A 12,228-nucleotide genomic window follows, 5' to 3' on the forward strand; every position below is an offset into this window, starting at 1 on the left:
CACTCGCGACGCCGCGTCCGGCTCGGCGCGCTGGAAGTACTCGTTGGCGATGGACGCTTGTTTCGGCGGGTCGAAGGTCTCTGCGATGGCGGCACTCGGTTCGGACCGCTCGCCACTGCGTTACACCGCGTCCGGACGCAGTGAGCTTCGGGACAACCCACTCGGCACCGGACGTTCCGGAAGGTACTTTCACAAGGCAACCATCCGTGCACGAACTCCGGAGTCGCATGTCCTCGTCTCCCGGCCGCCTCACGGCGGTTCTCGCGCTGGCCGGTGTCGTCGTCGCCGTCATGCAGACCCTCATGGTGCCGCTGCTGGCCGACCTGCCGTCGCTGCTGCACAGCGACAGCTCCGACACCGCCTGGGTCATCACGATCACCCTGCTCACCGGCGCGGTCGCCACCCCGGTGCTGGGCCGCCTCGGCGACATGTACGGCAAGCGCCGCATGATGCTGGTCGCGCTGTCGTTGCAGGTCGCGGGCTCCCTGGTGTGCGGCCTGACGACCGCGCTGCTGCCCATGATGATCGGCCGCGGGCTGCAGGGCTTCGCCATCGGCGCGATCCCGCTCGGCATCAGCATCATGCGCGACGAACTGCCGCCGGAACGCCTCGGCGGCGCGGTGGGCCTGATGAGCTCGTCGCTGGGCATCGGCGGCGCGTTCGCCCTCCCGGTCGCCGCGCTGGTGGCCGAGCACTTCAACTGGCACATCCTGTTCCTCGGCGCGGCCGCGCTCGGGCTCGTCAGCCTGGTGCTGATCGTGCTCGTGGTGCCGGAGTCCGCGGTCCGCTCCCCCGGCCGCTTCGACCTGCCCGGCGCGATCGGGTTGTCCGCGGCACTGGTGTGCCTGCTGCTGGCGATCTCGAAGGGCGGCGACTGGGGCTGGGGCAGCACCCGCACCCTCGGCTTCGGCGGCGCGGCGGTGGTGCTGTTCGTGGCGTGGGGGTTCCTGCAGCTGCGCACCGCCGAACCGCTGGTCGACCTGCGCACCACCGCGCGGCGGCCGGTCCTGCTCACCAACCTGACCTCGATCATGGTCGGCTTCGCGCTGTACGCGACGCAGCTGGTGCCGCCGCAGCTGCTGCAGCTGCCGTCCGCGACCGGCTACGGGCTCGGGCTGTCGATGGTCGTCGCCGGGTTGTGCGTCGCGCCGTCGGGCCTGCTGATGATGGCGATGTCCCCGCTCGCGGCCCGCCTGATCGCCGCGCGCGGCCCGAAGGTCTCGCTGCTGTGCGGCATCACCGTGCTCGGCGCCGGTTACGGGCTCGGCCTCACGCTGATGGGCGCGGGCTGGCAGATGGCGATCTTCTCGGCGATGGCGGGCGCGGGCGTCGGCCTCGCCTACGCCGCCATGCCCAGCCTGATCATGAGCGCGGTGCCGGCCACCGAGACCGCGGCGGCAAACGGCCTCAACACGCTGATGCGCTCGATCGGCACGTCGTCGTCGAGCGCCGTGGTCGGCATGGTGCTCGCCGGCATGACGATCGACTTCGGCGGCACGCCGGTGCCCAGCCTCGACGGGTTCCGCACGACGTTCCTGATCGGCTGCGCCGCGTGCGTGGCCGCGCTGCTGATCGCGTTCTTCATCCCCGGCCGCGCGCGCCCGGCGGAGACCCTGCTGCTGGGCGTCGTGCGGTCGCCGCGAGGCGTCCTCGAAGGCGCGGCGGTGACCCTGATCAGCAAGGACGGGCAGCAGACCGGCACCACGTCGACCGACGTGAGCGGCCGGTACTCGCTGAACATCCCGGATGGCGAGCACGTCCTCGTCTGCTCCGCCGCCGGCTTCCAGCCGGAGGCGGCGCCGGTGAGCGGTCCGGGCGAAGTGGACTTCACGCTGTCGGCCACCGGCGCCATCACCGGCACCGTCGGGGTGGCCGGCGCGCTGCTGATCGCCACCGACGAGCGCGGCGAGGTCGCGGGCAGCGTCACCTCCCGCGCGGACGGCTCGTTCCAGCTGCCGGGCCTGCTGCCCGGCCGCTACGCGCTCGCCGTGGCCAGGCGCGGCTACCGGACCGCCGCCGTTCCGGTGCGGGTCGGCGACGGCCCGGTCCGCTGCGAGCTCGTCCTCGTGCCCGAGGACGTGACGGTCACGAACTAGCCGGGAAGCCGTTCCGCCGGGCGCCGAGCACCACGGCCAGCACCGGCACGAGCAGCACCAGCACGGTCCACGGGAACACGCCGGGCCCGAACGCGTCGAGCAGGATCCCGCCGACCACGCCGCCGCCTGCCATGGCCGCGTTCCACAACGTCACCAGTGCGGCCTGCGCGGTGTCCGCCGCCTCGCCGCCCGCGTTCCCGGCGGCCGTCTGCAGCAGCGTCGGCACCCCGCCCCAGCCCAGGCCCCACAGCGCGGCCCCGGCGTAGACGAGCACCGCGCTGCCGGACAGCACGGCCAGGATCACCGCGGCGACGGCGACCAGCAGGGTCGCGGCGACGGTCAGCGCCCGCAGCTGCCGGTCGATGCGCGCGCCGACGATCGCGATGCTCAGCACGGACGCGACGCCGAACACCAGCAGCACCACGTCGATCCGGACGCCGTGCAGGAATGTGGCCAGGTAGGTGTAAAGGATGTTGTGGGCCAGCACGAACACGAGCGTGACGACCAGGACCGGCGCGACGCCCGGGACGGCGACCGCGCGCCGCACCGGGATCCGGCCGCCGTCACGCTGCCCCGGCTGGTCCGGCACGGTCGCGACGATCCAGGCGATCAGCACGACGGCGATCACCGACATCACGCCGAACGTCACGCGCCATCCGACGACCTCGCCGAGGAAGGTGCCCGCCGGGACGCCCAGCGACAACGCAAGCGGGATGCCGGCCATCACGACCGCGATCGCCTTGCCCTGCAGGTGTTCCGGCGCCAGCCGCCGCGCGTACCCGGCGAGCAGCGCCCACACCACGCCGGCGGCCACCCCGGCGGCGAACCGGCCCGCCATGGTCAGCACGTAGGCGCCGGACACCGCGGTGACGGTGTTGGCGACGGCGAACCCGGCCACCCCGGCGAGCAGCAGGCGCTTGCGGCGCCAGCCCGCCGTCGCCGCGGACAGCGGGATCGCCGCGAGCGCGGTGCCGATCGCGTAGATCGTGACGGCCTGCCCCATCGCGGACTCGCCGACGCGCAGGTCGGCGCTCATCGCGGGCAGCACGCCGGCGGGCAGGGCTTCGGTGAGGACGGTGATGAACGCCGCGGTCGTCAACGCGAGCAGGGACCGCAGCCGGAGTCGGGAAGGGGTCAGCACATCGATCACGGCGTTATGCTGGAACCATCACACAGATGTGAAGGTCAAATCGCTGTGAGGGGAACCACATGCGCATCGGGGAGCTGTCGGAACGCACCGAAACGCCCCGCCGCCTGCTGCGTTACTACGAGGAGCAGGGGCTCATCGTGTCCCGGCGCCTGCCGAACGGCTACCGCGACTACGACGAGTACAACGTCGACCGGGTGCTGCAGATCCGCGGCCTGCTCGACGCCGGACTGCCCACCCGCATCATCAAGCAGATCCTGCCGTGCCTGGACAAGCCGCGCACGATCTACTTCCCCGACGCCACGCCGGAGATGCTGGCGACGCTGGAACAGGAGCGGGACCGGATGACCCGGCGCATCGACTGCCTCACCCGCAACCGGGACGCCATCAGCGAGTATCTGGACATCGTGCGGCAGGGCCGTCAGCCCGACGTGGCCTGAGCGGCCCGGAGCAGGCGCAGCTGCCCGATCTCGGCCGCGTTCTTCATCAGTTCCGCGTTCACCCACGCGGCCTGGTGCGCCACGGTGAGCCCGGCCTCGGCGGGCCACGGGAAGGCGGCGGGAGCGTCCGGATCGGACAGTCGGTCGAGGACGCCGACCCAGTCGGCGGCCAACTCGCGCAGCCAGGCCACAGCGTTCTCGTCGCCCGGCCAGCCGACCGACTCGCGCTCGCGGGGCGCGCGGCCGTGCGCGTGGTCCAGCGCGACGCTCCACCACCAGCCGACGTGCCAGGTGATCCAGGCGATGGTGGGCACCGGCACCGGGTCCGGTTCGGTGTCCGCCCAGTCGATCGTCCAGCCGTCCCCGGCCCGCCGGACGTGCCAGGTCAGCGGCCCCGGCTCCCAGCGGAAGTCCGCCGGGGTGAGGGCGCTCAGGTGGAGGTCGGCCAGCAACCAGGTCAGGTCGAACTGCCAGCGCAGGAGGGACACGGCCGGATGATCGCAGCGCCCAGTCCGGGCGGCCAACCGGATTTCCGCACGTACACTCGTGTGGTGCGGACGCGACCGACCCTGAGCTGGACGCCGGCCGGTGAGCCGCTGCCCCGCACGACCAGCCTGGACGACGTTGTCCGCATCGCCGGCACCGGCGGCGTGGTCGTGCTGAGCGGCGCCGGGCTGTCGACCGAGTCCGGGATCCCGGACTACCGCGGCGCCACCGGCAGCCTACGGCGCCACACGCCGATGACGTACCAGGAGTTCGTGGCGGCCGAGCACGCGCGGCGCCGGTACTGGGCGCGCAGCCACCTCGGCTGGCGCACGATCGCGCGGGCGCACCCCAACGACGGCCACCGCGCGGTGGCGGCGCTGCGGGCCGCGGGCGTGGTCGGCGGCGTGATCACGCAGAACGTCGACGGGTTGCACCAGGCGGCCGGCACGCCGGACGTCGTCGAGTTGCACGGCAGCCTGGACCGGGTCGTGTGCCTGTCCTGCCGTGCGTTGTCACCCCGCGAGGAGCTGGACCGCCGCCTGCGCGAGGCGAACCCGGGCTTCACGGCGACCGCGACGCGCGTCAACCCGGACGGCGACGTGGAACTGGCCGACGACGACGTGCGTGGCTTCCGCGTCGTGCCGTGCACCGCGTGCGCGGGCGTGCTGAAGCCGGACGTGGTGTTCTTCGGCGAGAACGTCGAACCGTCCCGTGTGGACCGTTGCTTCCGGCTGGTGGACGAGGCGTCCGCCCTGCTGGTGCTCGGCTCGTCCCTGACGGTCATGTCCGGGCTGCGGTTCGTCCGCCGCGCCGCCGAGGCGGGCAAGCCGGTGGCGATCATCAACCAGGGCCCCACCCGCGGCGACAAGTACGCGGACGTGCGGGTGGACCTGCCACTGGGCCGTGCGCTCACCGAGCTGGTCGCTCGCCTGGCTGTGTAGGTGTGTTGTTTGGTGAGGTTGGTTTCGCGGCCGGCTGGGGTGTGGCCGTCGATGCCGGTGTGGGGTCGGTGGTAGTTGTACCGGTGCAGCCGGCCGGGGCGGGCTGGTTGGCGGTGGGTTTCTGAGGTGCAGGGCTGGTGGTAGGGCCATTCCTCGAGCAGGGTGCGGTGGACCAGCTCGCCCGGGCGGTCGCGTTGACAGCGGCGGATCGGCTCGCCGGTGCCCCGATCACACGCGGCCAGCGGCGGCAGGCCGTGACGGCGTTGATCAGCGTGACAGCCCATCACCAACGTCCCCGAACAGCACATCTAGGGCGCGACGGCGACGCCGACCGACTGCGCGCCGAACGGCCGCGGCGAGCCGGCCTCGTAGAACTCGTCGAGTTCCCGGATGTCGAACCCGGCCCCGGTCAGCAGGTCCGCGACGGGGTTGGTGAGGCGGCAGCCGAACACCGCGCGCTGCAGCGGGTTCAGCCGGCGCTGCCACCGCCGGACGCCCGCGTCCGGCGCGAGGCCGTGTTCGGCGAAGTGCAGTGTGCCGCCGGGTTTGAGGACCCGCCGGATCTCCCGCACCGCGGCGGCCGGGTCCGGGATGGCGCACAACGTCCAGGTCGTCAGCGCCGTGTCGCAGCTGGCCGCGGGCACGGGCAGCGACTGCCCGTCCAGGCCGGCGCGCTCGACCGGCACGGCGGACGCGGCGAGCCGTCCGCTCGCCAGCCGCCAGGCCGCGTCCGACGGCTCGATGGCGACGACCTCCGCGACCGCCGCCGGGTAGAAGGAAACGTTCAGGCCGGAGCCGAAGCCGATCTCCAGCACCCGGCCGCGCAGCCCGGCGCAGGCGCGTTCCCGGTGCGGGTGCGCCTGCGCGGCCCCGCAGGTGACGTCGATGAGCCGTGGCCGGATCCGGTTCGCGTAGACGCTCATGGACGCCATTGTCCGCGACGCCCGGCCGTGGCGGCTAACCTGCTGGTATGCGTCGAGACGGCAATCCGGACTTCATCGAGGCCCTGGCCCGCGGCCTGGACGTCCTGTGCGCCTTCCGGCCCGGCCATCCGGTGATGACGTTGTCCGAGGTCGCCACGGCGACCGGGCTCGCCCGCCCCACCGCGCGGCGTATCCTCATCACCCTCGAACAGCTCGGTTACGTGCGCGGCGGCGAGCGCGGCTTCTCGCTCACCCCGCGCGTGCTCGACCTCGGCATGGCCTACATCGGTTCGGCGAACCTGTGGGACCTGGCCCGGCCGCACCTGGAGGACCTGGTCGCGCGGACGAACGAGTCGTGTTCGATCGCGCAGCTCGACGGGTCCGACATCGTGTACGTGGCGCGGGTGGCGGTGCCGAAGCTGGTCGCGCTGGCTGTCACCATCGGCACGCGGTTCCCGGCCGTGCAGACCTCGCTGGGCAAGGTCCTGCTCGCCGCGCTGACGCCGGAGGAGCTGGACCGGGTACTGGCCGAGCCGAGCCGCTCCGGCGTCGAACCCCGCTGGCAGCCGGGGCGCGACGAGATCGACGCACTGCTGCGGGACGTGCGCACGAAAGGCTGGGCGGCCACCGATCAGCAGCTGGCGCTGGGCATCCGCTCGGTGGCGGCCCCCATCCGGGACGGGGACGGCCGGGTGGTGGCCGCGGTCAACGTGAACGCCCACGCCGCCGAGACGACGATGGACACGCTGATCGGCCACCACCTGCCGCTGCTGCTGAAGACGGCGGGCGCGATCGGCTCCGACTGGGACGCCTGGCACGCCCGCCCCATCAAGACGGTTTCCTAGACGTTGTCTTTCAGCGGCGGAGCCGCCTCACCACCCGAGCGGCCCGCACCGCCGCGGGTTCTGAGGTGGTTCCTCTCGAGGACAGCGCCGACGTGGTGAACTGGCGTTCATGAGGAGGCGATCCCACAGCGAGGGGCCGCCCGAGTCGGCTCAGCCGCGCGCAGCGCGTCCGTTGAGGGTGGTGGTGGGCTGGCGGGAGGGACCGCCACTCGCACCGCCACTCGCACCGCCAAGCAAGCCGCCACAGCACATCCACTACAGGTAGGGCCGCGTGATCAGCTCGATCGCGTGCCCGGCGGGGTCCTTGAAGTAGACCCCGCGCCCGCCGTGCTCGTGGTTGATCTCCCCGGGCCTGGTCGTCTGCGGATCCGCCCAGTGCTCGATCCCCCGCTCCACGAGCCGCGCGTAGGCCCGGTCGAACAGCTCGTCGTCGACGAGGAAGGCGTAGTGCTGCATCTGGATCTCGACCGGCGGTTCCGCGAACTGCAGCAGCACGCCCCCGTCGAGCATGACGTTGACGAACGGCCCCCACGACGGGGCTTCGGCGACTTCCAGCAGTTCGCGGAAGAAGCGGGCCGACTCGTGGCGGTCCTTGGCGGCGATGATGGTGTGGTTGAAGGTGACGGTCAACGAAGTCCTTTCGATCGGTTGGGTGGACGGCGCGGAAGCGGAAGCTCCCGGCGGTCCACGCGCACCGATCAGACCGTCACCGGATCGCCTTCCCGTGTGTGGCGCGAGGCCGTTCCGGTGATCACGGCGTCAGCCTACGTCGCGATGTCCGGGTATGGCAACGAGAAATGCGCCAGCCGCCGCGCGTACTCCTTCTGGAACTCCAGCGGCCCGTGGTCCCGCTCGAACATCCCGATGAACAGGGTCAGCGTCAGGAACGGGTGCGCGCCCAGCTCGAAGAGCTTCACGTAGTCGTGCCCGGCCAACGCCGCGCGCTCCTCCTCCTCGAACGCCAGCCACGTCGAGGATTCGGCGCCAACGCAGTTCAGGATCCGGTTCGCCTGCGTCTCCTCCCACCACGCGACCGTCCCGGCCGGGTCCTCGCGGTAGCGCTCGACCAGCTCCGGGTCGCGGTCGACGGTGAACAGGAACTTGTCCAGCAGGTACTTGCTCACCGCGGACCTCCCGGGTACCAGGTGAAGTAGGCCTCCATCGTGTGGAACAGGTCGTAGGTGTCCACGTAGTCGACCCGCTGCCCCTCCCCCGCCACGCCCATCATCAGCATGAAGTCCATGAACCCGTGCGTGGCGTTGCCGGGCAGGTGCAGGCTCTCCAGCGTGACCTCGCCGAGGCATTTCTCGATGTCCCCGTTGGCGATCCAGTCGACGGCCTTGCGGTCGAACTCCGGATCCGGCCCGTGCGGCCCGAACTGGCGCGGACCGCCGAGTTCGAGCGAGAGGTGCCCGGTGCCGATGACGGCGACCCGCTGGTCCGACGGCCAGGACTCGATCAGCTGCCGGATCGTCCGTCCCAATTGGACGAACCGCTTCGGCTGCGGCAGCGGCGGCGCGAAGATGTTGGTGTAGATCGGAACGATCGGCAGGTCGTTCTGCGGCCGCAACGTGATGATCGGGCACGTGATCGAGTGGTCGATGCGCAGTTCGTTGGAGAACGCGAGGTCGAAACCGGCGTCGAGGCCTTCCCGCAGCACGTACGCGGACAGGTCCTCCTGGCCCCTCAGCAGCATCCGCGGCAGCCCGAACTCGCGTTCCTCGTTGTAGAAGTTCGCGTCGTAGAAGGGCGCCTTGCCGACCAGGAACTGTGGCATGTTGTCCAGCCACAGCTGGTGGAAGTGGTCCGAGCCGACCATCACGAGCACGTCCGGGCGAGCCCGGGTCAGGGTCTCGCGGAACGCCTCGACCTTGCGGACCCACTCGTCCGCGAAGTCCGGGCGGTCCGCGCCGGTGGCGGTGCTGGCCCGGTAGTAGAACGGGTGGTGCGTGGACGCGATCACCGCGACCAGTTCAGCCATGGCTGCCTCCTGCCGGCGGGACGGGCCGGTTGTTGAGGTCGACGGACAGGAAGATCTCGTTCGCGACGGGGGTACGCAGTTCCTCGGCGAGCTGCCCGATCAGCCCGGCGGCGCGGGCCAGCAGCGCGAACCCGCGCAGCAGTTCCAGCGGCAGCCCGAGATCGGCCAGCGCCGCGCCGCAGGCGCCGGCTCCGTTGAGCGGCAACGTCTTCCCCAGAACCTGCGGGTGCACGCGGCCGATGGCCTCGAACAACGCGAGGTGCGGCCCGAACTTGCCCTCCTCGCGCGCGATCTCGAACAGCCGAGCGGTGCGGGGATCGCCGTTCTTGTGGACGTGGTGGCCGAGGCCCGGGATGAACCGGCCCGCCGCGCGCTCGGCCCGCACGATTTCCAGCGCCAGCTCGTCGTCGACCGGACGATCCGCTGTGGACAGTGCGTCGTGCAGGAACCGGCCGCAGTCCTCGGTCACGCCGAGGAACCGCGAACCGCCGCCGAGCAGTCCGGCGGCCAGCGCGCCCTGGATCGAATCGGGCGCCGACAGGTAGGTCAGCCTCGTGACGATCGCGGTCGGGGTGAACCCGTGGTCGGCCAGCGCGGCGAGCACGGCCTCGAACACCCGCGTCTCGCCCTTGCCCGGCCGCCGCTGGGTGGCCAGCCAGAACGCCAGCTCGCCGAAGCCGACCTCGCCCATCACGTCGCGCGCCAGGTCCTGGCCCAGCAGGGTGATCTTCTCCAGCGACGAAGCACCCAGTGCTGTGGGGTACTGGGCAGTCGGATACTCAGGCACCTTCCCCCTCCAGCCACTTGCGGATCTCCGCGCCGTGCTCGTCCAGTTCCGGCGGCGGCAGCCGGTAGGACACCGGGGTCGCCGAAAACCGGATCGGGTGCCGTGTCGTGGGGATGCCGCCGACTGTCACGACCGGGTCCAGGTCGAACCGTTCGGCCATCGCGAACCCGCCGTCGATGGTGTTGATCGGCCCGCACGGCACCCCGGCCGCCACCAGCAGGTCGAACCACTCCACCGCACCACGGCGCCTGAGCCGGTCCACGAGGATCGGCCGCAGCTCCTCGCGGTTCTCGGTGCGATCGGCGTTGCGGGCGAACCGCGGGTCCTCCGCGACCTCCGGGATCCCGAGCACCTGGCACAGCTTGACGAACTGCGCGTCGTTGCCCGCGGCCACGATCAGGTCGTTGTCCGCCGTCGGCAGCGGCTCGTACGGGAACACGCTGGGATGCGCGTTGCCCATGCGGTAGGGCACGGTGCCGCCCGCCACGTACGCGGAACTGTGGTTGACCAGCCCGGTCAGCGCCGAGGACAACAGGTTCACCTCGACGTGCTGTCCCTGCCCGGTCGCCTCCCGGTGCCGCAACGCGGCCAGGATCCCGATCACCGCGTGGTTGCCCGCCATCACGTCGAACACCGAGATGCCTGCCCGGTACGGCGGCCCGTCCGGATCGCCGGTGAGCGACATCAGTCCGGAGATCGCCTGCACCATCAGGTCGTAACCCGGCACGTCCCGGCCCGCGCCGGAGCCGAAGCCGCTGATCGAGGCGTAGACGATGCCCGGGTTGCCCTCCCGCACGGCATCGAAGTCCAGGCCGTACTTGCCCAGCCCGCCCGGCTTGAAGTTCTCGATCAGCACGTCCGCCCGCCGCGCCAGCTCCCGTGCCACGCCGGCGTCGGCCTCGTCGCGGAGGTCCAGCGCGATGGAGCGCTTCCCCCGGTTGATGCCGAGGTAATAAGTCGACACGCCGTCGCGCACCGGCGGCATCCACGAGCGCGTGTCGTCCCCGGCCGGGCCTTCCACCTTGACCACGTCCGCGCCCAGGTCGGCGAGCAGCATCGTGGCGTACGGGCCCGCCAGGATCCGGGAGAAGTCCGCGATCAGGACACCCGAGAGCGGGCCGTTCTTCGGACTCATGTCCGTCATGCGTCCGCGTGCTGCACGGCGACCCCGTCGCCCGTGTAGTCCGTGTAGGTGTAAGGGTTGGGGATCACCTCGGTCGCCGGGATCTCCGGCTCGCGGGCCTGCTGCCAGGCCTCCTCGCCCATCGTGGACCGCGCGTAGGACACGGTCGCCTCGACCGCGGCCCTGGCCCGGTCCAGGCCCGGCACGACGAGCTGGTGATCGCGTTTGACGACGGTCCCGTTGACCAGCACGGTGTGCACGTCGCCGCGGCCGGCCTGGTAGACGACGTGCCCGTAGGGGTGCAGGACGGGGAACATCACCGGCGAGCGGTCGTTCTTGATGAGCACGAGGTCGGCCTTCTTGCCCGGGGTGAGCGAGCCGATCTGCTCGTCCAGGCCGAGGGCGCGGGCGCCGCCGATGGTGGCCCACTCGACGACGTCGCGGGCGCGGAGCTTGTTGTGCACCACGGTTTCGCCCGCCGCGTGGGCTTCGAGATGCTCGCGCGACCGGTCCGCGGACAGCGTCGCGCGCATGGCGGAGAACAGGTCGCCGCTCCACCACACACTGGTGTCCATCGACAGGGACACCGGGATGCCGTGCCTGCGCAGCTGCCAGGTGGGCGGGTAGCCCTGGCCGGCGCTCTGCTCACTCTCGGTGGACACCGACGCGGTGCCGCCGGACGCGGCGATGCGCTGGTAGGAGTCCTCGCTCAGGGTCGCCGCGTGCACGTAGGTGACGCCGGGCGTGCAGAAACCGTTGTCCCACATGAGACGGATGCCGTCGTCACCGGTGGCGCCCCAGACGCCGGCGTGCGTGGTGACGCGCAGGTCGAGTTCGCGGGCGGCCTCGAAGGCGCCCTTCTCGGGGAACGCCGCGTCGCCGGTGACGTCGAAGGCCAGCTGCAGGCCGAGCATGTCGTCGCGGGAGGTGAAGTGGCGGTCGACGAACGCGCGGAACTCCGTGGAGTTGGCCCATTCCCACGGTGCGCCGAGGAGGTTGCCGTAGGCCAGGACGAAGCGGCCCGGCACCGCGCGCAGGGCCTCGACGGCGGCGTCGCCGTGCTCGGGGGTCTGCAGGCCGTGGGACCAGTCGACGGTGGTGGTGACGCCGGCGTCGAGGGCCTCGATGGCGGACAGCAGGTTGCCGGCGTGGATGTCCTCGGGGCGGAAGATCTTGCCCCAGTTCAGGTAGTAGAAGACGAAGTACTGGGACAGGGTCCAGTCGGCGCCGAGGCCGCGCAGGGCGGTCTGCCACATGTGCCGGTGGGTGTCGACCATGCCGGGCAGGAGGATGCCACCTCGTGCGTCGATGACGGTTGTGCCGGGCGGTGCTTCCAGGTTGTGCCCCACCTGCTCGATGCGTTCGCCGCGGACGAGCAGGTCGCCGCCGTCGAGGTCGCCGATCGCCGGGTCCATGGAGAGGATCGTGGCGTCGCGGAACAGGATGGGGCCGGCCATGG

The 12,228-nt window shown here is 71.6% G+C and carries 13 protein-coding genes; 4 read left to right on the forward strand and 9 right to left on the reverse strand.

The window, feature by feature from the left end; translation table 11 throughout:
• Positions 1-227: 227 nt before the first annotated feature.
• Positions 228-2,096 (forward strand): MFS transporter, encoded by a 1,869-nt coding sequence (locus ACCP09_RS19510; protein WP_123683146.1) that lies wholly within the window; start codon positions 228-230, stop codon positions 2,094-2,096.
• Here the strand turns inward: ACCP09_RS19510 and ACCP09_RS19515 are convergent.
• Positions 2,086-3,246: an MFS transporter gene (locus ACCP09_RS19515; RefSeq protein WP_433748602.1), complete on the reverse strand. Its 1,161-nt coding sequence runs from the start codon at positions 3,244-3,246 to the stop codon at positions 2,086-2,088. The two genes, ACCP09_RS19510 and ACCP09_RS19515, sit on opposite strands and share 11 nt — an antisense overlap.
• A 59-nt stretch (positions 3,247-3,305) precedes the next feature.
• On the opposite strand from ACCP09_RS19515, the gene ACCP09_RS19520 reads away from it, so the two are divergent.
• On the forward strand, positions 3,306-3,683 hold the full coding sequence (locus ACCP09_RS19520; protein ID WP_027931354.1) for a MerR family transcriptional regulator: 378 nt from the start codon (positions 3,306-3,308) through the stop codon (positions 3,681-3,683).
• Here the strand turns inward: ACCP09_RS19520 and ACCP09_RS19525 are convergent.
• Positions 3,665-4,171, reverse strand: coding sequence for a DinB family protein (locus tag ACCP09_RS19525; protein WP_433748606.1), 507 nt, complete (start codon positions 4,169-4,171; stop codon positions 3,665-3,667). The two genes, ACCP09_RS19520 and ACCP09_RS19525, sit on opposite strands and share 19 nt — an antisense overlap.
• 63 nt (positions 4,172-4,234) lie before the next feature.
• Between ACCP09_RS19525 and ACCP09_RS19530 the strand changes: the two genes are divergently transcribed.
• On the forward strand, positions 4,235-5,110 hold the full coding sequence (locus tag ACCP09_RS19530; RefSeq protein WP_027931356.1) for an NAD-dependent protein deacetylase: 876 nt from the start codon (positions 4,235-4,237) through the stop codon (positions 5,108-5,110).
• 308 nt (positions 5,111-5,418) lie between these two features.
• Here the strand turns inward: ACCP09_RS19530 and ACCP09_RS19535 are convergent, their stop codons facing one another.
• Positions 5,419-6,033 (reverse strand): class I SAM-dependent methyltransferase, encoded by a 615-nt coding sequence (locus ACCP09_RS19535; RefSeq protein WP_433748609.1) that lies wholly within the window; start codon positions 6,031-6,033, stop codon positions 5,419-5,421.
• Positions 6,034-6,080: 47 nt separating this feature from the next.
• Here ACCP09_RS19535 and ACCP09_RS19540 point away from each other — a divergent pair, with 47 nt between their 5' ends.
• On the forward strand, positions 6,081-6,878 hold the full coding sequence (locus ACCP09_RS19540; protein ID WP_027931358.1) for an IclR family transcriptional regulator domain-containing protein: 798 nt from the start codon (positions 6,081-6,083) through the stop codon (positions 6,876-6,878).
• 255 nt (positions 6,879-7,133) lie between these two features.
• Here ACCP09_RS19540 and ACCP09_RS19545 read toward each other — a convergent pair whose 3' ends face one another.
• From ACCP09_RS19545 to ACCP09_RS19570, 6 genes are all read right to left on the reverse strand, one after another.
• A complete protein-coding gene (locus ACCP09_RS19545; RefSeq protein WP_027931359.1) occupies positions 7,134-7,508 on the reverse strand; it encodes a VOC family protein in 375 nt (124 codons plus the stop codon).
• A 134-nt stretch (positions 7,509-7,642) separates the two neighbouring features.
• On the reverse strand, positions 7,643-8,002 hold the full coding sequence (locus tag ACCP09_RS19550) for a hypothetical protein (protein ID WP_027931360.1): 360 nt from the start codon (positions 8,000-8,002) through the stop codon (positions 7,643-7,645).
• On the reverse strand, positions 7,999-8,859 hold the full coding sequence (locus tag ACCP09_RS19555) for an extradiol ring-cleavage dioxygenase (protein ID WP_378363069.1): 861 nt from the start codon (positions 8,857-8,859) through the stop codon (positions 7,999-8,001). Before ACCP09_RS19555 ends, ACCP09_RS19550 begins: the two co-directional genes overlap by 4 nt.
• Positions 8,852-9,646 (reverse strand): citryl-CoA lyase, encoded by a 795-nt coding sequence (locus tag ACCP09_RS19560; protein ID WP_027931362.1) that lies wholly within the window; start codon positions 9,644-9,646, stop codon positions 8,852-8,854. The genes ACCP09_RS19555 and ACCP09_RS19560 overlap by 8 nt, the downstream gene beginning before the upstream one ends.
• The gene (locus ACCP09_RS19565; protein ID WP_433748689.1) at positions 9,639-10,781 is read right to left on the reverse strand and encodes a CaiB/BaiF CoA transferase family protein; all 1,143 of its coding nucleotides are present in this window, start codon (positions 10,779-10,781) and stop codon (positions 9,639-9,641) included. The genes ACCP09_RS19560 and ACCP09_RS19565 overlap by 8 nt, the downstream gene beginning before the upstream one ends.
• Positions 10,782-10,786: 5 nt before the next feature.
• Positions 10,787-12,226, reverse strand: coding sequence for an amidohydrolase family protein (locus ACCP09_RS19570; protein ID WP_433748616.1), 1,440 nt, complete (start codon positions 12,224-12,226; stop codon positions 10,787-10,789).
• Positions 12,227-12,228: the final 2 nt, after the last annotated feature.

Source organism: Amycolatopsis sp. 3B14, assembly GCF_050958625.1.
GTDB lineage: Bacteria > Actinomycetota > Actinomycetes > Mycobacteriales > Pseudonocardiaceae > Amycolatopsis_E > Amycolatopsis_E thermoflava.